We start from the raw sequence: 20631 nt of genomic DNA on the forward strand, positions 1-20631 counted from the left end.
TGAGGGAGGCAATAGGAATGGACGGTCAACTCCCACTCTTGGTCACTTAAATCACTGCTGCATCGCTTCGTTCTCAGCAAAATCTCAGCCTAAGTACCGTAGAATCTCAAACTCAGAAGATATAAATAAAGCTATAAAGAGGAAATTCGAGCTTGTAGAAGCAGAATTTGCCTCATTTTTGGTACTCAGCTTGACTCGAAAGAGGAAACACAATGAAGACAGAGAGATAGAATTAGAAGCATTTTCTTCTTTGATTTTACGTTAATTCCGGAACTACTAGACATTCGTTGTGTTAGAATCTATGTCCTCTGAAGAAGCACTAGAAATTGTAGAACAAATTTTACCACCAGGAACACTAACGCCAATTAAAAGGCTGGTATTTCAACAGTCTTGGAATGGCAAAGGATATACAGAAATTGCTAGGGAATTGGGATATGACAATAGCTACATTCGAGACATTGGTTCCCAACTATGGCGTGCGCTTTCAGAAGTGTTAAAAGAGCCAATCAACAAGAAAAACTTTCGGGCTTTACTACAACAACGATTTTTACAGGGTTTCCCTCAAGACAATCAATCAATTCCCCCTGTTCGATCTCGTTTCCCTGAAGAACCAGAGTACCCGGGTAGAGCTGTACCACTGCACTCAAAATTCTATATTTCCCATCCCCACCTAGAACAAACAGCATATGCTGAAATCAGCAAGCCGATCTGTTTATTTCAGATTAAAGCTCCGCCCAAAATGGGAAAAAGTTCATTTTTGATTCGGGTGATGAATTACGCCGTTAGTCTTGGCTACCATGCTGTAATCCTAAATTTCAAACAAATCGAAACGCAGTTTTTTTCTAGCCTTGATCAGTTTTTAAGATGGTTTTGTACATCTGTTAGCTATCAGCTAGAACTAGAACCCAGGTTAGAACGTTACTGGAATCAGGATATTAGCTATACAGAACGTTGTGCGCTTTATTTTACACGATACTTACTGCCGCAGATTAATCGTCCGCTCGTTCTCGCCTTTAACAATTTTGATGAAGTTTTCAACTATCCACAGTTGGCTCAAGATTTTTTATTTATGATTCAGGCATGGCATGAGGAAGCCACTCAAAGGGTTGCATTGCAAAAAATTCGATTGATTCTAGTTTATTCTGGCGATATTGATCATTCCGACTTGCCTAAACAATTTGACTTAAGTGATATGGGGCGATCGATTCGTTTACCTAGTTTTAATGAGGCGCAAGTGCAAGTCTTAGCTCAGCGGTATGAATTTCAAAGAATTCCACTGCCTAAAATTCACGCATTAACGGAATTAACAGGAGGACACCCTTACCTTGTGCAGCTAGCCCTATACTCTCTTTGGATGCAGGAGATAACATTGGATCAAGTTCTACACCCTAATTCAATCCCTGAAATCTATCAGGATCATCTGCAAAGCCTTTTATCGAATCTTCAATCGCAACCAGAACTGACAGCAACCTTAAAACAAATCTTGGAAAACAATAATGCTGAGCGGTTAGATCTTAAAGCAATTAGAAAGTTGCAAACTCTAGGTTTAATCAAGCGATCGAATGGCAAAGCTAGACTGAGCTGTCAGTTATATCAAACCTTCTTCAGGCAGATTTTATAGCATGCAATTACAATAGGACTACTAAGGGATCTGCAATCAAACGGCATCCTAATTTTTGAAAAAATCGGCTGTAAGGGCGCACAGCAGTATGCCCCTAACGGGTATGTTATTTTGCCGCATCCCCCTAAGCAAACATCTAGTTCGCTTGAAACTAGAAGGTGCAGAAAAATAAAAGGGTGCAGAAATTTCCGCACCCCCTCTAAATTCAACTAGAACCTAAGATTACCTATCCAGAACATCTTGACGGGACTCTTGAAAACGCTCGTTGAGTCCACCAGAAACTCCTTCCAAATCCTTTTGTGAGAGTTCTCCCTCAACGGCATTCGTGTCGTTGAGAATCCGATCGCGAGATTCTCTGAATCGATCATTTAAGCCACCAGATAACGTATCAAGTTGCTCATCCGAAAGCTGCTCTTCGGGCTGGGGATTTTGCTGACTCATTGATTTATATCCTCAAATTGGGTGGTTTAATGACAAACGTTTTAAATGTCGCTAGTCACTAAACATAGAGTAGCTTGAAATTCAGATATCCTTCCAATTGATATGTTGGATGAATGCTGGAAAGATGTTGGATGAATGTTGGAAAGATGTTGGATGAATGCTGAAACCTCTATCCACAATTCAATTGATCCGCAATAATGTCTTTATTACAGATTTTGTTGGTAACATAATGGCGGAAGTCCTCCTCAAAGAACTGAGCAATGCTGACGTTGATTGGCTAATTCACACAGGGACTCGGGAAGTAGTTGAAGCTGATCGAATTCTTGTCCAACGCTGTAAAAATCCAGGTATGCTCTATCTTCTGTTAGAAGGATCTTTGGCAATGATTGTCCCCCAGGCTGAGACTGATCTAGATCAGGAGCAATCATCCATTTCCAAAGCCAATGCTAGAAGCGATCGAGAAGTTATGCAGCTCTCAAATGGTGAAATTGTCGGAGAAAGCACCCTATTTGATTCCTGCTTGATGCCGGCAGTTATTAAAACCCTTACTGATTCATTGGTATTGTCAATTGATCGACAAAAGCTAGTTAAAAAATTAGAGAAAGACCTGACTTTTAGCAACCATTTTTACCGAGCGATCGCCTTGATGCTATCTGAGCGATTGCGCTTTTTACTGGAAACAAGCAGCCAGGTTCGGGTAATGTCTGAACCATCCATGAAGGAAGTTCTGTTTATCTTTGCTGAATTGCGAGATAGCGATGTGGACTGGCTAGTGGCAGCGGGTAAAATTCAGTCGCTTATGGCTGGTGATGTGCTGCTGCAAGCGGGAAAACCCGTTGATGCCCTACATATTGTTTTGAATGGGTTGCTGCAAGTTTCCGCGCCGAAAGATCATTACAATCCCTTTACCCTTTGTTTTGAATGTGCAAATACAAGAGCGAACCTTGAGCAACCAATCGCAACTGTATCGAGAGGGGAAATTAGCGGAGCGATTTCTTTCCTGGATTTTCGACCTCATCCAGTAACCGCCAGAGCGATTGAAAATACCTTAGTACTGTCGATTCCCCGGCCCATATTATCTGCACGACTTCAGCAAGATTTCAGTTTTGCCTCCCGGTTTTATCGTGTGTTGTCGATCCAGCTTTCGGACAGCTTACAAACAGTCTTAAATCAGCTAACTGGTAGTCAAAGTATGCATTCAGCGCATCAACCTATGAACAAAGAAATGGAATATGATGACGAGTTAAATCTTGATTCATTGCATCAGGTTTCTCAAGGTGCAGCCCGCTTCAATTGGATGTTGAAACGGTTAGGCGTAATGTAGCTCCCGCCGTTCCTATGAGTGCTTTCAGGTATGAATAAGAATTCATCTTCCAGTATTTTTCGGAAAGAGTCTCTGGAAAGGCTCTCTTCCCCAGAACAGCTAGACCAACTGATACAGATTGTTAGCCCCAGAAGCTGGCTTCCATTAGCATCTCTGGGAATGTTGATTGGACTTGGCTTCCTCTGGAGCGTAGTTGGGAAAATTCCAATTACGGTCAGTGGAAGAGGGGTTTTCGTGCGATCGGCTGACTCATCCAATGAATTGGTCGGCTTAACCTATTTCAACCTCGATGAAGTAGGACAAATCCAGCCAGGAATGGAAATAATGCTTCTACCCGATCGGGCTGACCGTACAGGGTCGGTGGGGGTAATTGGTCAGGTAAAAACGGTTTCAGAACCTGAAGTCACAACCCTGGCAACCGCCCGTCAAACAAAGCCATTGGATCAGGACAATTTCATTGAAGTGGTGGCAGAACTGGATCCAAATTCATCCGGTGCAAACCACTCAGGTATCGCGCCTGGTATGAGGGCAACTGCACGAATCACCCTAATGGAAAAAGCACCAATCGCCTTTGTATTTCCATTCCTTGAGGGTTCTCAATAATGTTCATTAATCCCTTACGCTCTATACACCCGCCCTCCAGGAAGCCATACCGTCGGGTGAAAACGCCGACCGTGCTACAGATGGAAGCCGTTGAATGTGGTGCCGCCGCCTTGGGAATTGTGTTGGGCTACTATCATCGGGTTGTGCCCCTGGCAGAACTACGTCAGGCTTGTGGGGTATCGCGGGATGGGGTGACGGCTGCCAACATTCTGAAGGCGGCCAGACGGTATGGCATGGTGGCCAAGGGATTCAAAAAAAGCCTGGACAGTGTCGCTCAACTGCGTCCACCGTTCATTGTCTTTTGGCATTTTAATCATTTTCTAGTGGTAGAGGGATTTGGGCGCGATCGAGTTCACTTAAATGATCCTGCCCTTGGTTCCAGAACGGTTTCGGCTCAGGAATTTGATGAGGGTTATACCGGAGTGGTTTTGGTATTGGAACCAGGAGAAACCTTTGAGCCAGGTGGTCAAAAACCAAGTATTGTTTTAGCCCTGGCCCAGCGATTGCAGCACTCTACGGGGGCACTACTTTACTGCATTTTGGCTAGTTTTTTGTTGGTGGTTCCCAGTTTAGTTCTTCCCGCCTTTAGCCAGGTTTTTATAGACGATGTATTAATGAATGGGCAACTAGACTGGTTGCCCTACCTGCTGCTTGGTATGATGCTCACCGTTGGGTTGCAAGGTGCGTTGACTCTGTTGCAACTGCGCTATTTGCGAGCCTTAAAGGTTAAATTAGCAGTGGGGATGTCCAGTCGTTTTGTATGGCACGTATTGCGCCTATCGGTTAGTTTTTATGCTCAACGGTTTGCTGGGGAAATTAGTAGCCGGATTCGGCTGAATGATGAAGTGGCGGATGTCCTATCGGGTCGTCTGACGGTGACAGTGATTAGTGCATTCATGGTGATCTTTTTTGCGATCGTCATGGTTCAGTATGATTTAATACTGACGCTGATTGTGATCTTCTTTGCAATCGTCAACGTCATCGCCTTACAGTGGGTAGCGCGTCAGCGAGTCGATGCAAACTTGAGGCTGAACCAGGAATACGGCAAAGCCTCTGGAGTGGCAATTGCAGGACTGCAAAGTATGGAAACGTTGAAAGCGTCGGGCTTGGAATCCGATTTCTTTGCCCGATGGGTGGGGTACTACACGAAAGCCATCAATGTGCAACAGGAGTTAGGCTTAGTCAACCGAATGCTGGGCTTGCTCCCGTCCCTGCTGTCTGCCTTGACCGCAGCCTCCCTACTGGTGATTGGTGGATGGCAAGTTATTCGTGGCGATTTGTCTATAGGGATGCTAGTGGCGTTTCAGCTTTTAACCCACAGCTTTCAGCAACCTGTAAACCGGCTCGTTCAATTTGGCAGCACACTTCAAACGCTTCAGGGAAATTTACAGCGGTTAGATGATGTTCTGACCAACGAAGTTGATCCTCAGTTAGAAGCTTCTCTTAAGACGAAGGACGTGCCGCAGTGGACAACTACAAATCCTCGGTTACAGGGTTATGTCGATCTCGAAAACATTACCTATGGGTATAGTCCTCTGGAAGCTCCTTTAATCGAAAACTTTAACCTCTCCATTCAACCCGGACAGCGAATTGCTTTGGTCGGCGGTAGCGGCTCCGGAAAATCAACCATCGCAAAGGTGATCGCTGGATTGTATGAACCCTGGTCAGGCGAAATTTACTTTGATCAGACCGCCAGAAAGAATTTACCTCGTGCTGTTCTGACTCATTCGATCGCGCTTGTTGAACAAGACATTCTACTATTTGCAGGAACGATCCGCCAAAATCTGACGTTGTGGAATTCAACCATTTCCGATCGCGTTTTGCATCAAGCCTGCCAGGATGCCGCCATTCATGATCTGATTCTTTCTATTCCAGGTGGTTATGATGCTCAATTGCTGGAAGGAGCCACTAATCTTAGCGGTGGGCAACGGCAGCGGTTAGAAATTGCGAGAGCATTAGTGAACAATCCAGCGATTTTAATTATGGATGAAGCAACCAGTGCCCTGGATACCGAAACGGAAAAGTTTATTGACCAGAGATTGCGGCAACGGGGCTGTACCTGCATTATTGTGGCCCATCGGTTAAGCACAATTCGGGATGCAGATGAAATCATTGTGCTGGAACAGGGTAAGGTCGTGCAGCGTGGAACCCATGAATCATTGTGGCAACAGTCAGGACAGTATGCCCAACTGATTCAGGAAGCAGGAGAAGCACTCTCTAATGAATGGGTATAGATAATGAAGCATATGCAAACTGCTGAAACAAAATTGCATCCAATCTACGGTAATGAACCGCTTCTGCTCAACGATCCACAGCAAATATGGCTTGTTCAATCCGGTTCTCTAGCTTTATTCACTGTTCAAGTTAATCAGGGTGTTATCAAAGGCGATCGTCGTTATCTCTTTAGCATCTATTCAGGTGAAGCCTTATTTGGTATTGCCTTAGATCCAGCGCGGGAGCAGGCGGGTATCATTGCCGTACCCTTAGAACCGACTCAGTTACTCCCCATACCAATCGAGCAAGGCATCACCATCGAGTCGCCGTACCTCCTCGAACAGTGGATTCATAAATTTGGTCAAGTCAACGGGTTGCCCCAACCTCAACCGATCGACCTTTCGCCATCGATTCAATACCTGTCTTTGCTCAAGGGACAGGTTTTACAGCCACCGACCTATCAGGTATGGTGGATCAGAATTCAGCAGGGGCAAGCCAAATGGTTGGGGCATCCCAATCTGCTGCTAGATCAAGATACACCCTGCGTTCCACTAGGCAATGGGATGTGTTTGGAGGCAGCCGACGATTGTCTTGAGCTATATGTCCGAGGGACGGCAGAGGTAGCAAACTGGACGATTCTTGTGAACGGTTTAGCCCAATTCCACAACTATTTCCTGAGCTATCTTCAAAGTATCCGGGAACAGGAGATGCAAGCGGCATTACTTCAGTTCCACTCTCAGCAGCAGTTCAATCATCAGGTGACGCAGCAAACCCTTCGCAATTTGGTTTCAATCCTTCAACCGCAAACTAATCAATGGTTTGAAAGCGAATCGCCCTTGTTGATCGCGGCAGGAGCGGTTGGGAAAGCACTGGGAGTCCCCATTTGTCCGCCTGGTAAATCGGAAGATCTGAATCGGTTGAAGGAACCTCTGGAGGCGATCGCTCGTGCCTCTCGGTTGCGGTTGCGGCGGGTGTTGTTGCGTGATGGTTGGTGGCAAAAGGATGGTGGGCCCATTCTGGCTTATACCTCTGGCGATCGGCATCCGGTGGCATTACTGCCTGGTGGGCATACAGGTTATCAGTTGTGCGTTCCGGCCCAGACTGATTTCATTAAAAGCGATGGTGTTCCACCTCCAGGACATTCAACCCATCCGTCCAGGATTCCGGTCAATGCAGCTGTTGCTCACACCCTTGATCCGGTTGCCTTCGTCTTTTATCGTCCCTTACCAGATGGATGGACGAATGCGATGAGTCTGCTCAGGTTCACGCTGCAAGGACGCAAACGAGACATCATTACCCTGCTTTTGACGGGAGTTGCGGCAACGCTGGTAGCCATGCTGGTTCCTCAAGGAACTGCTTTACTAGTGGATCGGGCAATTCCCTATGGTAATTCTGGTTTGCTGCTACAAGTTGGGCTGGGTTTATTGGCGGCGGCATTTGGAGGAGCAAGTTTTCAACTGGCTCAGGCGATCGCCACTTTACGCATTGAATCCAGTTCTGATGCAACCCTGCAAGCGGCTGTTTGGGATCGTTTATTGAAACTAAAAACCACTTTTTTTCGACAGTATGCGATCGGCGATTTGAATTCGAGAGTATCAGGTATCGGAGCGATTCGGCGAAAGCTCAGCGGTACAGCACTGCAAACGATTTTCACCAGCTTTTTTGCCTTGCTGAACCTGGGACTTTTGTTTTACTACAGTTCAGAGTTAGCAAATTTGGCGATCGTTCTGGCACTGGCTGTTCTGGTTTTTACAACAATTTCCGGTTCTCTGCTAATTCGCAAAAATCGTCCTTTGATGGAGATTGAAGGCGAAATTTTTGGCTTAATGGTACAGCTCATCAATGCCGTGCCGAAGTTGCGCGTGGCGGGCGTTGAGGAGCGAGCTTTTGCCTACTGGGGACAAAAATACACACAGCAGCTTCAGCTTTTACGCAGTACCCAGCAGCTTGAGGATGCAGTTAATTTGTTCAACACGGTCATGCCAACGATTACGATGGTAGCTCTGTTTTGGGTAGCGAGCAGCTTAATGGACGGAAATGGAACAACCTTATCGGCAGGAACATTTCTGGCATTCAGTGTAGCGTTCGGTATTTTTATCAGCGGAGTCACCAATCTCAGCAACACATTGATTGAAGTGCTAGATGTCATTCCCCTGTGGCAACGATCGCAACCCATCCTGGCGGCTCAACCCGAAGTTGTTGAGCATCAGGCTAATCCAGGACGGCTATCTGGAAAAATTCACATCGATCGCGTGTCGTTTCGCTACCGGGAAGAGGGGGTACTGAATCTGGATGAAGTTTCGATCGAGGCTCAACCAGGAGAATTTATTGCTCTGGTCGGGCCATCGGGAAGTGGCAAGTCCACCATCCTGCGATTGTTGCTGGGATTTGAAGCGCCTATGTCTGGTACGGTTTACTACGATGGGCAGGATTTGATGGGATTGGATGTTACGGCAGTGCGGCGGCAACTGGGCGTTGTGTTACAAAATAGCCGCATTAATGCAGGCTCAATCTTTGAAAATATTGCGGGCGGGGCATTAATCACATTGGATGAAGCCTGGACTGCGGCAGAAATGAGTGGTTTTGCAGACGATATAAGAGCCATGCCAATGCAGATGCATACGCTGGTCAGCGAAGGTGGCACAAATCTCTCTGGCGGACAACGGCAACGGCTCATCATTGCCCGCGCTCTGGCACTGAAACCTCAAATTCTTCTCTTTGATGAAGCAACAAGTGCCCTGGATAATAAAACTCAGGCGATCGTTAGCCACAGTTTAGATCAGCTTAAAGTCACGCGAGTCGTTATCGCCCATCGCCTCAGCACCATTCATCATGCCGATCGGATTTATGTGCTTCAAGCCGGGCGCGTGGTTCAGCAGGGTAACTTTGAGCAGTTGGTAAAACAACCTGGGTTATTTGCTCAATTGGTTCGTCGGCAGGTGGTTTAACTGTTGAAATTTGTTCCTAATTTTTGATTAGTCTGAATGAGCTTTTTTATCTCCACTGCTACAGAATAATTAGGGGCTAAACATTTGCGTAGGATTGTTACCTGGAGCAATACATCTCACCGCACATGCTTCGCCTCTACTCTGCCGCGATCATAATACTGTTGGATTTAATCACGGCAAAGACTTCTTTCCCTTTTTTTAATCCCAGTTTGTCCGCTGAGGCTCGCGTCACGATCGATACGAGTTCTACCCCTGGTGCGATCGCCAGCGTCACCTCTGCACTCACACTGCCTTTGACAATTCGTTTCACTTTCGCCTTCAAAATATTACGGGCGCTGATCTGCATTGCCTGTCGTTGGGCGGTACTCACTGTTCCATCCCCAACGCTGAAGGGCAGCCCATCTTCTTCGTCCTCATCCTCCTCCAGATCCTCAGACACTTCCATTGGGATGACATCCAGAGATTCAGGGGGAGCCGATCGCCCCATCTCGCGGATCAATTCTCTTAAGACTTCCGTTTTGGTGCGTTGGGTTTGCTGACAAATCTCCTCCAAGATTCGCCGCTCTTCATCCGAGGATTGAAACGTAATCCAGCCTTGTTGTTTTCTTGGCATCGTAGAATACCAAATTAGTTGGTATGAAGTTGATATGATAATTTTCGTGATTTTTATTTTAGCGGACACGCATTCCAGCGATCGTATTCTCTTTGAATCTTGCAGTCCTGCAGTCCCGAATCCTCAAAGTTGCACCTACGCCAGCAGTTTTGCTAGTTACTCCGCTTGAAACCTTCATCTCCTCAACGTCCTATGAAAGTTCAACGACTATTAACTTGGCTTGGTTTGTTCGTAATCGCCCTCTCTTTTGCAGTCGGCTGTGGTGGAACCAGTTTAATTTCCTTGTCTAATCCTCCAACCGCGCCATCTACTACCCTGACGGTATCGGCAGCAGCTACTTTACAGAACGTGCTAGAAGCGATCGATCCGCTGTTTGAACAAGCGCATTCTGACATAGAAGTGAGCTACAATTTTGCTTCTTCTGGATCTTTGCAGCAACAGATTGAACAAGGCGCGCCGACCGATGTATTTATTTCTGCGGCAACCAAGCAAATGAATACATTGCAAGAAAAGAATTTAATTCTGACAGAAACTCGACGCAATATGCTATCCAATCGGTTGGCATTGGTTGTACCCAAGAACTCCACTCTAAATCTATCTGATTTTCGTCAGCTTGCGGATACTCGTGTTAATCGAATTTCTATTGGAGAACCGCGTAGTGTTCCACTGGGGCAGTACGCAGAAGAAGTATTTGACAACTTGAACATTTTGGAATCGTTACAGCCAAAATTTGTCTTTGCCAGTAACATACGTGGCATATTGTCTGCGGTAGAAAGCGGAAATGCAGATGCAGGAATTGTCTTTGTAACCGATGCCCAAGCCTCTGACAATGTTGAATTAGTCACGATTGCTGATGAAGCTTTACACCAACCGATCGTTTATCCCATTGCAGTTGTCAGCAGTAGTCCCAATGTTGAAGCGGCGAATACCTACACTCAGTTTCTATTCGAGGATGAAGCACGAGATACCTTTCAGCAATTTGGTTTTGGAACTCCAGGATCATGATGGGCATTGCTCTTTCACCCTTATGGATTTCGCTAAAAACCGCAGGGTTGGCCACCATAGCCACCTTCTTTACCGGAATTGCGGCTGCTTACTGGATGTTGGGCTATCGGGGGCGATGGAAGTCAGTGATCGAGGGGGTTTTTGTTTCACCGTTAATTTTGCCACCCACCGTTGTGGGCTTTTTGCTGCTGCTGCTGTTTGGCAGGAATGGCCCCATGGGACAGTTGATGGCGCAATTTGATTTCACCGTTGTCTTTACCTGGTATGCAGCGGTGATCACAGCCACGATCGTCGCTTTTCCGTTGATGTATAAAACGGCCCTGGGAGCCTTCGAGCAGGTGGATAGCAGTCTGTTGCAAGTCGCTCAAACGTTAGGGGCATCCAGGGGCATAATTTTTTGGCGGGTGCTTCTGCCGTTGTCGGTTCCCGGAATCTTAGCGGGCACAATCCTGTCCTTTGCGCGGGCTTTGGGGGAATTCGGGGCAACGTTGATGCTGGCGGGAAATATTCCCGGTCAAACCCAGACAATTCCCATGGCCATTTACTTTGCGGTGGAAGCAGGGGCAATGAGCGAAGCCTGGCTCTGGGTGCTTGTGATCATGACAATCTCCCTATCAGGGATCATTGCGGTCAACCTGTGGCAAAAGCAATATCAGCGCAGGATTCAGAACACTGGACTGGGCATGGTGGAGGCCCATGAGCCGGTCGGTGGCAGGGGCAAAAGGGCTGAAGCACCGCAAATCGTACCGATCGCCGATGTTTCCCCCTCGCAGCTAGAGCAAGGCTTGCTGGTAGACATTCAGAAACAGCTGGCCAACTTTACCCTGGATACTGCGTTTACAGCGCACCAGGAAACCCTGGGATTGCTGGGTGGATCGGGTTCGGGCAAAAGCATGACGCTGCGCTGTATTGCGGGGGTTGAAACGCCGACAGCGGGGCGAATTGTGCTAAACGGGCAAACCCTGTTTGATGCTGAACAACGGATCAATGTCCCCAGTCATCAGCGCAAGATCAGTTTAGTCTTTCAAAACTATGCCCTGTTTCCCCATATGACCGTGGCTCAAAATATTGCCTTTGGCTTGCAGTCCTTACCCAAACCCATGCGATCGCAACAGGTGAACCAACAGCTTGCCCTGCTGCAATTGGAAGGCTTGGGCGATCGCTATCCCCATCAGCTTTCTGGCGGACAGCAGCAGCGAGTGGCCTTAGCCAGGGCACTGGCAACCGAACCCGAAGCCCTGTTGCTGGATGAACCCTTTTCGGCGTTGGATACCTATCTGCGGGCAAAGGTCGAGCGACAGTTAGTCGAAACGTTATCGACTTATTCGGGGGTCACTTTGTTTGTCACCCACAATCTAGAAGAAGCCTATCGGGTATGTGAAAAGTTGATGGTGATGTCAGGCGGTAAGCCGATCGCCTTTGATTCTAAACATCGTGTCTTTGAACATCCCCGTACTGTTCGTGTTGCCCAGCTCACTGGATGTAAAAACTTTTCTCGTGCTGTTGCGGCGGAATCCAATACCATTGAGGCGATCGATTGGGGTGTGTCCTTACGGGTGGTGGAAGCCATTCCTCGTGAGTTATCTGATGTGGGGATTCGGGCCCATCAAATTAACCTCATGCCCCAACCCGATGCCAGTTTAGAGAATCTATTTCCCTGCTGGTTAGCCTCCACCAGCGAAACTCCCCACCGAATGACCCTGTTTCTAAAGCTGAATGCTGAACCGCAAGGCTCCCACGATTACCATGTCCAGGCAGAGGTCTTCAAGGAGAAATGGCAGAGCATCAAAGATCACCCCTTTCCCTGGTATGGGCAATTCGATCCGTTGCGATTGATTGTGTTGATTTGAGGAGCGAAGCATTTGCGGCAAGATGATTGCTTGAAACAAAAGTTTTCTACGCAGATGCTTCGCTCCTACTTAATCGATCGCCACCATCACATCCGATGCCTTAACCACAGCGTAGGCTTCCTTACCCACTTCCAGACCCAGGTTTTCAGCCGAAGCTTTGGTAATCACAGCAGTGACTTCCACACCGGGAGCCACTTCAATTGTGACTTCATCATTTACTGCACCTGTCACCACAGACTTTACGGTTCCTTTCAGGGCATTCCGGGCACTCACTTTCATAATTTTCTCCTCAACTAAAGGCTTCTGAAAGATAAAAACATGACTATTCAATCATTAAAGGCAGGAATAAAACGGCATACCTGCATACCAATTGATGGTAATTGTTGATTACCACTCCATGAATATTACAATGTAATCTATCAACTTTATCAAGGACTCCTTAAACCTCAGAACTTTTACAGGGAATAGGATGGGACTGTTTACTGCTTGGACAGGTTTGTAAATCTTGCTGAATTAACTGATCTCGAACCGTCTGCTGAACCGTATCGGCTGCCTCTAAGCCAATCCATGCAGCAATTTCATCCTGATTAAAACCCACTACGCGCCGATCGCCCACTTGCATCAGGGGACGACGAATCAGCAGCGGGTCATCGACCATTAGCAACAAAGCCATTTCTGCATCTAGTTGATCGGGAATAATTTCTCCTGATTTAACCCGTGGTGCAGTGGGATTAAGCCATTCTGCGACTGGCAAATCTGCAAAAAAAAGATGCAGCGTTTCAACTGTCCAGGCTTCAGTCAATAAGTTACGCGGTTCAACGGTATGCCCTGCTGCTTTTAGCAACGCTTTTTGTTTGGTGTTGTTGATACATCCTGGTTTTTCGTAAAAGAGAACAGTTGCCATTGGTTTTCCTGATGATTGTGAAAAAAACAGACCCGGTAGGGCGCGCCCTGTGCGTTCAGCTCCGGGATACCGGATCAGGAATGGTACAAAATGAATGGGGACAAATTCGTTTGGTGAGCATGGTTGGATTTTGGTGAAAGACAATAAAGTGCTGAATGATTTCAAAAAAGCGGCGGCGATCGAAAATAGCTTGAATCAGCGTTTCTACTTCGGTTTCTCCGGCAAAAGGAGCATTCTCTCCATTAGTAGAGCGAATTGGAATGAACTGTTTCCATCGAGTGGTGAGTGTCCCAATCCGCGATTGATCGCCATTTGAAAGCACCAACAATTCATTAAAGGAGAAAAACTTAGGTAGGTGAGCTTTATATTTTTGAAGCTGAAAATAAGCAGCTCGGAAAGACCATGCCTCGTTCCCCCTATGGAGTCCCTGAAAGACTGCCAGTGGTAGTCCATTGATAAATACAACCAGATCCAGGCAATGTTGTTCATCGGCCTCAATGACGGGGAAGGAGTGGATCACTAACCAGTCGTTGTTGAGCGGATTGAAAAAATCTATGAGCCGTAAGGTTGGCAGCCTGTTTGGATGGGTGCCTGAACACTCAATAGAAATGCCATGCAGCAATTGCCGGTGCCATTGATAATTTTGTTGCATTGTTGGCGCGGAATGGCTTGTGGTTAACTGATGGAGAATTGCCTCAATCTGCTGGGGTGAAGCGGTGGGATTAATTCGCTGCATTGCCTGACAAAAGCGATCGCCCAATATCCCATCGCGGTAATTTTGCAAAACTGCTTGATGATATCCCGAAATAATATCCGACTGGAGCAGAGCTGTATAGCCCAGCACCTCGAACCAAGTCAGCGCGCGTTCCACATTGGATTCAACTGGCTCAGAGTACCTTAGCCATGAGGGGGTGTTGCTCATGGGCTTGTGTGTGCGGTGGGGCGATCGATTCATAAATTCCAGGAAGGACAAATAGCAGTCCGAGTGAGTTTTCCTGTTTACCAACTATATTGGTATCACGTCTTTCCAATGGAATCCCTGGATCAATTAAGGATGTACTTATCGGCTGTAGTCCTGTTGCAGCCCGCCTCTCAGAATTCTTATGGGGCAGGGGGCGGGTATTCTTAAGGCGTGAGCGCTTTTTCTCTCTATGAGGTAGCTCATATTGTTTTTGCCAAGAATTTGTCAGAGTAGAAGCGTCGACACAAGAGGGCAAAGCAATGACCCGAACCATCAACTTTGAAACAGCAACTGGGCATGAAGTGATGGCCGCCGCTGGCAAGAAAATTTTGCGACCGGGGGGTAAAGCCGCAACGGAACAGATGTTTGAATGGGCAGGCTTCAAACCCGGAGAAACGGTTTTAGAACTGGCAGCCAGCTTTGGGTATAGTGCGATCGCTCTGGTCAGGCGGTATGGGGTGCGCGTAGTGGGTGTAGAGAAAAACCCAGCCAGCGTAGCTCGTGCCCGTGCCAACATTCAGGCGGCAGGACTGGAAGCCCAGGTGCAGGTGCTTGAGGGCGATATTTTTCACCTGGAACAAATCCCTGGACAGTTTGATTATGTATTGGCAGAGGCAATTCTCACCATGCAGTCAGCTCCCGGCAAAGCAAAGATTTTGCAGGGTATCCACGATCGCCTCAAGCCTGGCGGCAAGTTTCTGTCCCATGAGTTGCTGGTGAACGATCGGGAAGCCGAAATTCACCGTGCCCTTGCCGCCGCGATTCGAGTCAATGCTGCTCCTCTATCTGAAACGAATTGGATTGCAGCCTATGAAACCGCAGGCTTAGAGGTTTTGCAACACCAAACTGGGGCAATGGGATTGCTGAATCCAGCTCGGATGATCCAGGATGAAGGATTGATCGGTACTATCCAATTCTTCTGGAATGCACTCCGGCATCGTCCCATCCGCGATCGAATCCTGACGATGCGACGTGTTTTTAACCAGTATGAACAGGAACTCGGCTACATCGTTTTCTGTGCCGAGTGCCACCACTAGGAGCATGGACTGAATAACCTGTACAACGTTTTACTTCGCTGACTGGGCGGGCAAGATGCCCACCCCAAAAGAATTCCAGATGATTAAATTCGCATTCCTGGGAGATCAACCATGACCACACTATCGCAAACCATTCAACCTCTTATCACTCAGCTAAAAGACAAAATTGAGTATGCTGAAACGGGAATTCTTAGTAAGGTTTTGCTCAAACTGCCCTCTTGCCAATACACGCTCTTTTGTTTAGCCTCTGGAACAGATATTGCCGAACATACCTCCACGCGCAATGCCTCCGTTCATGTGATTGAAGGCGAGGGCACGTTAACCCTCAACGGACAGGAGATTCACCTGGAACCTGGTGTATTTGTCTTGATGCCTGCGAATGCCCCCCACGCCCTGAACGCCAAACAAAACCTGACCTTTCTCCTGACCCTCTCCGATCCGGCTTAGGCTGATTTCACTCTCTGTCATTGTTGGTCAGCACCAGCGCACTGGGTGCTGTCATTCCCTGGGCGATCGCCTCTAACCCATCCCAGTCCAGCAAAGTAATTTTTCCGCCGCGATGATAGGACACCACCGGATGAAGTTGCTTAAACAAACGCACACATTCTTCGTAGGTAATGCCAATACTGCGAGCCATTTCATAGTAGGAAAGCGGCAAACGCAAACAGGCTCCCTCTCCGCGAATCTGGATTCCTGGTTCTCCGGCCGCCGCCTGGATGAAGCGCGCCAACCGCACGATCGCCCGTTCTGACACCAGCCCATGCACCATTTCATGCAATTGTTGGAGCCGCTGGTTAAAAACCGCCATCATCTTCAACGCAATTTCAGGATTGGCTTGAATCGCAGACAGTAACGCCTCCCGATCGACCATCAGCACTTCCGCATCCCGTTCAGCAATGACCGTTGCCGGAGCGATGCCATTGCCAAAGAGGGCCGGAGCCGCAAAAATATCACCCACCGTTAAGGTGCGTAGAATCGTTTCTTTCCCGGTGGTTGCCGTTTTGGATACGCGCAGTAACCCCTTCACCAAAGCATAAAGCCGCGATGGAAGGCGATCGCCCTCATCCATGACCCTCTCCCCCGATTGGTACGATCGAATGACGCTATGGGGCTGTAGGCGAGTCAATTGTTCCGGTTGCAGTTGGGCAAACAGCGCGATCGCGGCCAATTGTTCAACAGTTGCATTCATGCAGGATCAAGAGAACAGTTCTACAGTGTTAGGATAAGCCCCGCTTGAGGCCATCTCAATCAGGCTCTATCTCAAATACTCTCTACCTCAAATACTCTCTATCCCAATCATCATTCAAAATCAATGCGTTCAAACTCAGTCTAGCTATGGGAGACTCCCTCATGTCCTCATCTCCCCTCAATCCCGCTTCTGACCCATCCCCCCAACCCACTCCCCGACGATCGACGGCTCAAGCCTGGTATCGTCCTACCCTATCTCCAGAGCATGGAGTTTATGTGATCCTGGTGGTTTCTTTTCTGACCGGAGCCGCCGCCGCGCTGCAATGGAACTGGCCGACCACCTTAGCCCTGATCGCTGCCTTCTGTGGCTTTCAGGCAGAACATCCCCTGGTTTTACAAATCAAACAACGGCGCAGCCTCAAACCGCGATTTCTCACCTGGGGAGGGCTATATTCTGGGGTGGCGATCGCCCTTGCCCTTTACCTCTACTGGCAGCAAGGCACGTTACTATCCCCTCTCCTCTGGGTCTATTTGGGCGCGATCGCGGCCTTTTTATTTGATGCCATTTCCGTGTTTCACCGCGAACAGAAATCGGTGCTGAACGAACTGATTACTTTTTTTGCAGTGTGTTTATCTGCGCCCTTCGCCTATGTCGTAACGACTGGCACAGCCTCTCCCGCCGTTGTAGGGCTATGGCTGTTGAATAGTTTGTTTTTCTCCAGTGCCATTTTCACGGTGAAGTTTCGTAAGGACAAAACCCATCCCGCAACCCCCAGCTTGGTTTATCATGCGATCGCCACCTCGATCGTCGTTGGGCTATGGTTCGCAGGCGGGTTGTCGCTGCTGACTGCCTGTGCGTTCGGCATTGTCCTGCTCAAATTTGGCCTCATCCTCTGGCAGCGCAATTGGTACTGTACCACCACAATTCAATGGGTTGCCCTACTGGAAACCAGCTCAGCCTTCGTCTTTCTCCTTATGGTTACCCTCTCCGTCTTACCGGCCCATCTGCCGACATAGGATGAGTCAGCATCTAGCCAGCAGCCAGCCAACATCAAAATCCAGCAGCCAGCCAGCCTCTAGTTTCCCTGGGGGCTGAATTATTTTTTTCAAAGATTGTTCGCAGCGAACACAATTCGGGTTCAAAAAATTAAGAAAATGTTGATTTGCTCGACCCGAACAGAAAAGGAATTTGTTGTTAGATATGACTGAGATCATTCAAATTTAGCTGACCAAAATTGCAAGGTCAAGTTCATAAGGTAAACTCGATTAACGAAAATTTCCTGCAATTTCTTAATATTAGGCGATCCGCACTATGCCCTACGCAATTACCAATCGTTGCATTCAATGTGATAATTGCCTGCCGCTTTGTCCTACGGGTGCAATCACGCTCGTGGACGGCAAAGATTTTTGGATTGATCCCGCTCTGTGTAATAACTGCGAGGGCTATTATGCAGAGCCGCAGTGTGTCCTGACCTGTCCCGTTGATTCTCCGGTTCCGTTTCAAGCTAAAAAAGGCAGATGTAAGGCCAGTGAAAGAGCGATCACCAGCCCCGATTTGTTTCCGAATGGGAAGACGAATTCTTTTGCCTCCGCGATCGTCGTTTGGGAACTCTGCAATATTTTGGCGCAACGTCGCTCTTTGCCCTGGCAGGTCGATCCGATCGGGCAACTCTACTATCAACGGCAGGTCAATCAGGGACAAAGTTTAATGACCTTTCATGTGATAGATACGCTAGATTCGCAACCTGCTCCGCTCCAGGCGGTCAATGCCTTAGCAACACTCGACACTTTTGATATTCGGGCGGCCTGTTTACACTTAATTTATGCTGCCCATGCCGCTGCTTTAGACCAACCGTGGCAGGAAGCATTTGTGATGAGCGATCGGCAAATTGAAAGCTATTTGGGGTTGGATAAGCGAAAAGATCTGAGTAAACCTGCAAAGCTTGCCCTCATCAAAGAACTGGTTCAACAGCCTTGCAAGATTGCTGTCAGCTTAGATTGGAGCCAACCTGGCAAAATTAAGGACTTCTCTTTGCAACCTGCTCCCCTATGGCATTTGCAAGAAATTCAGCATCACTTTCAGGAGGATGAACAAGGCTGCAAACATCTGACAGGATTAACCTTTAGAATTCAAGCCGGAACCTGGACAAACCATTTTTTGAATCGTAGTGGATATAAAAATCGCGCTGCCTTTTACCAGTACGGAACTTTGCCTCAATCTTTGCTGACCACTGTCATGAGTATCTGGCAACAGCATGAAGGAGCTGCTCGAATCATGTTGTGGCTATTATTTAAATCCAAGATGGGGCAAGAACAACGAATCACGATACTCACCTTAATGCGAATTGCGTACGGCGAAACGAAATTATCGCGCGTTGCGGCTCATTCAGATGAACGAAAGCGACTACTCCGAACGTTTGAAAGCGACCTGGAAGTCTTAAATCACTATGGCATGAAGCCCGTTTTCGACCCTGTCACCTACCCAACTGAAATTCAACCCCTCTGGGCTAAACTTGCTGATTTACCCGATGATGCAGAAGCAGCATTAGAATTTTGGATCAATGATGGCACTCAAAATTCTCGGCTGACTGATGCTGCCCCAAGAGGCAAGTGGAATCGTCTGATGAATGCTCGTTTGCTTTACTTTGAGCTACCCGATGATTGGCAAAAACCCCCTGCAAAGAAAACGAAACAAAAACGATACCCCAAAAAGCATCGCCAAGCCTCATTTCAGATACAGCCTGCACTTTCCAGTCAGCAAATTATTGAGGCCAGACGAAAGCTACAACTGAGCCAGCGTACATTAGCCCAGCAAATTGGTAAAAGCCAGAGTTGGGTGCGAGATGTGGAACGGGGACGATTCCAACCCACGTTGAAAGATCAGGTGCGTTTGTGTCAAATTTTGAGGATTAGTGAAGTCAGTTAAACGAATGTTCAGAACGGTTTAGCGAGGGAAAAGGTTTCCAGGAAGAAGATTTAATTTAAAGGGAACTGCGGATTTACAATTGCATTCGATCGTACAGAAACATCATTCACCTCTGCGATCGCAGTTGCCGCACAATTTCATCTTGCTTACGAGAAGTGGTTCCAAAACTCAATTTCCTGCTGTTCTAAACTACCATCGGGCATAACCGTACGGTGCAGCCTTGCTCCATATAGTTCAGCACCTTGAAGTTCTGCCCACTTCAGCTCTGCATCCTCCAAATTAGCACCCAAAAACTGAGATTTCCAGAGTTCAGCACTACGTAAGTTGGCTCCCCGTAAATTGGCTTCCCGCAGGTCAGCCCCACTCAGATTGGCATCACGCAGATTCGCTTTTTGCAGATTCGCTCCGCGCAGGTTCGCCCCCTTGAGGTTCGCCTTTTGCAGATTCGCCCCCTGGAGATTCGCCTGGGACAGGTCGCAGCGGTGTAGATAGGCTTCTCGCAGATCAGCCCCCGGCAAATTTGCTTCATTCAGCTGGGCACCGGAGAGCTGAATTTTTGCCAGGTTAGCGCGGGGAGCATCCAGAGCACGGAGCGCAACCCCATCGTTATGAAGGTCTTGAAGGGCCTGAAAGCGAGCATAGCTGGTCGCAACTTTGGCGGCAGCCGCATTGTCAATAATGCTCCACGCTTCGTAGTGTTTCTTGGCTTTGCGATCGGGTGCGTCTTTGAAGTAGAGAATTACAGCTGCCACGATCGCAAACGACTCAGCATTCTCAAATAAAATTTTGAGGGTATTGCGTTGGAATAGATCGAGCGGTGAACGGATAACGATATCTTCCTGAACCCAGAGGGCGATCGTGGCAAGGCCCACCACTGATATTAATACTGCAACCCAGGTGGGGATCTTTTGGGCCAGCAACTCTAAAGCACACGTTAGTTTGCGGGGGTTCCATTGCATACTTATTCTCTCTATAGCTGTTAGATGGAATTTTGGA

18 protein-coding genes are annotated in these 20631 nt (G+C 47.8%); 11 read left to right on the forward strand and 7 right to left on the reverse strand.

Features of this window, described 5'->3' with window-relative positions:
• Positions 1-301 precede the first annotated feature (301 nt).
• Positions 302-1621 carry an AAA-like domain-containing protein gene (locus ACM1PF_RS28685; protein WP_416669604.1) on the forward strand — a complete coding sequence of 440 codons (1320 nt, stop codon included), beginning with the start codon at positions 302-304 and terminating at the stop codon, positions 1619-1621.
• A 222-nt stretch (positions 1622-1843) separates the two neighbouring features.
• Here ACM1PF_RS28685 and ACM1PF_RS28690 read toward each other — a convergent pair whose 3' ends face one another.
• Positions 1844-2062, reverse strand: coding sequence for a hypothetical protein (locus ACM1PF_RS28690; protein WP_416669606.1), 219 nt, complete (start codon positions 2060-2062; stop codon positions 1844-1846).
• 157 nt (positions 2063-2219) lie between these two features.
• Between ACM1PF_RS28690 and ACM1PF_RS28695 the strand changes: the two genes are divergently transcribed.
• From ACM1PF_RS28695 to ACM1PF_RS28710, 4 genes are read left to right on the forward strand one after another with little or no spacing between them, the layout of a single operon-like run.
• Positions 2220-3386 (forward strand): cyclic nucleotide-binding domain-containing protein, encoded by a 1167-nt coding sequence (locus ACM1PF_RS28695; RefSeq protein ID WP_416669608.1) that lies wholly within the window; start codon positions 2220-2222, stop codon positions 3384-3386.
• A 30-nt stretch (positions 3387-3416) separates the two neighbouring features.
• Positions 3417-3989 carry a hypothetical protein gene (locus ACM1PF_RS28700; protein WP_416669610.1) on the forward strand — a complete coding sequence of 191 codons (573 nt, stop codon included), beginning with the start codon at positions 3417-3419 and terminating at the stop codon, positions 3987-3989.
• Positions 3989-6223 (forward strand): NHLP family bacteriocin export ABC transporter peptidase/permease/ATPase subunit, encoded by a 2235-nt coding sequence (locus ACM1PF_RS28705; protein WP_416669612.1) that lies wholly within the window; start codon positions 3989-3991, stop codon positions 6221-6223. The genes ACM1PF_RS28700 and ACM1PF_RS28705 overlap by 1 nt, the downstream gene beginning before the upstream one ends.
• Positions 6224-6226: 3 nt before the next feature.
• Positions 6227-9151: an NHLP bacteriocin export ABC transporter permease/ATPase subunit gene (locus ACM1PF_RS28710; protein WP_416669614.1), complete on the forward strand. Its 2925-nt coding sequence runs from the start codon at positions 6227-6229 to the stop codon at positions 9149-9151.
• 136 nt (positions 9152-9287) lie between these two features.
• On the opposite strand, the gene ACM1PF_RS28715 is transcribed toward ACM1PF_RS28710, so the two are convergent.
• The gene (locus ACM1PF_RS28715; RefSeq protein WP_416669616.1) at positions 9288-9764 is read right to left on the reverse strand and encodes a TOBE domain-containing protein; all 477 of its coding nucleotides are present in this window, start codon (positions 9762-9764) and stop codon (positions 9288-9290) included.
• Between the two features lie 192 nt (positions 9765-9956).
• Here ACM1PF_RS28715 and modA point away from each other — a divergent pair, with 192 nt between their 5' ends.
• Both modA and modB read left to right on the forward strand, forming a co-directional pair.
• The gene (gene modA / locus ACM1PF_RS28720; protein ID WP_416669618.1) at positions 9957-10769 is read left to right on the forward strand and encodes a molybdate ABC transporter substrate-binding protein; all 813 of its coding nucleotides are present in this window, start codon (positions 9957-9959) and stop codon (positions 10767-10769) included.
• On the forward strand, positions 10769-12619 hold the full coding sequence (gene modB / locus ACM1PF_RS28725; RefSeq protein ID WP_416676839.1) for a molybdate ABC transporter permease subunit: 1851 nt from the start codon (positions 10769-10771) through the stop codon (positions 12617-12619). Before modA ends, modB begins: the two co-directional genes overlap by 1 nt.
• Before the next feature lie 69 nt (positions 12620-12688).
• Here the strand turns inward: modB and ACM1PF_RS28730 are convergent, their stop codons facing one another.
• The 3 genes from ACM1PF_RS28730 to ACM1PF_RS28740 form a co-directional block, all read right to left on the reverse strand.
• Positions 12689-12898: a TOBE domain-containing protein gene (locus tag ACM1PF_RS28730; protein WP_416669620.1), complete on the reverse strand. Its 210-nt coding sequence runs from the start codon at positions 12896-12898 to the stop codon at positions 12689-12691.
• Positions 12899-13058: 160 nt separating this feature from the next.
• On the reverse strand, positions 13059-13523 hold the full coding sequence (locus ACM1PF_RS28735; protein WP_416669622.1) for an ArsC/Spx/MgsR family protein: 465 nt from the start codon (positions 13521-13523) through the stop codon (positions 13059-13061).
• Positions 13524-13578: 55 nt separating this feature from the next.
• The gene (locus ACM1PF_RS28740; protein ID WP_416669624.1) at positions 13579-14445 is read right to left on the reverse strand and encodes a type I restriction endonuclease; all 867 of its coding nucleotides are present in this window, start codon (positions 14443-14445) and stop codon (positions 13579-13581) included.
• Positions 14446-14744: 299 nt separating this feature from the next.
• Here ACM1PF_RS28740 and ACM1PF_RS28745 point away from each other — a divergent pair, with 299 nt between their 5' ends.
• Positions 14745-15521 (forward strand): SAM-dependent methyltransferase, encoded by a 777-nt coding sequence (locus ACM1PF_RS28745; protein WP_416669626.1) that lies wholly within the window; start codon positions 14745-14747, stop codon positions 15519-15521.
• A 111-nt stretch (positions 15522-15632) separates the two neighbouring features.
• Complete coding sequence (locus ACM1PF_RS28750; protein WP_416669627.1) at positions 15633-15968, forward strand: cupin domain-containing protein; 336 nt, start codon at positions 15633-15635, stop codon at positions 15966-15968.
• Between the two features lie 7 nt (positions 15969-15975).
• Here ACM1PF_RS28750 and ACM1PF_RS28755 read toward each other — a convergent pair whose 3' ends face one another.
• Entirely contained in the window at positions 15976-16710 is a 735-nt protein-coding gene (locus ACM1PF_RS28755; RefSeq protein ID WP_416669629.1) for a Crp/Fnr family transcriptional regulator, read from the reverse strand.
• Positions 16711-16871: 161 nt separating this feature from the next.
• On the opposite strand from ACM1PF_RS28755, the gene ACM1PF_RS28760 reads away from it, so the two are divergent.
• On the forward strand, positions 16872-17726 hold the full coding sequence (locus ACM1PF_RS28760) for a YwiC-like family protein (RefSeq protein WP_416669631.1): 855 nt from the start codon (positions 16872-16874) through the stop codon (positions 17724-17726).
• Between the two features lie 295 nt (positions 17727-18021).
• The gene (locus tag ACM1PF_RS28765) at positions 18022-19635 is read left to right on the forward strand and encodes a helix-turn-helix domain-containing protein (protein WP_416669633.1); all 1614 of its coding nucleotides are present in this window, start codon (positions 18022-18024) and stop codon (positions 19633-19635) included.
• Between the two features lie 146 nt (positions 19636-19781).
• Here the strand turns inward: ACM1PF_RS28765 and ACM1PF_RS28770 are convergent, their stop codons facing one another.
• On the reverse strand, positions 19782-20594 hold the full coding sequence (locus tag ACM1PF_RS28770; RefSeq protein ID WP_416669635.1) for a pentapeptide repeat-containing protein: 813 nt from the start codon (positions 20592-20594) through the stop codon (positions 19782-19784).
• Positions 20595-20631 lie beyond the last annotated feature (37 nt).

The sequence above is a fragment of the Egbenema bharatensis FJBBOT/2019 genome, assembly GCF_048077055.1.
In the GTDB taxonomy this organism is placed as follows: Bacteria; Cyanobacteriota; Cyanobacteriia; order Elainellales; family Elainellaceae; genus Egbenema; species Egbenema bharatensis.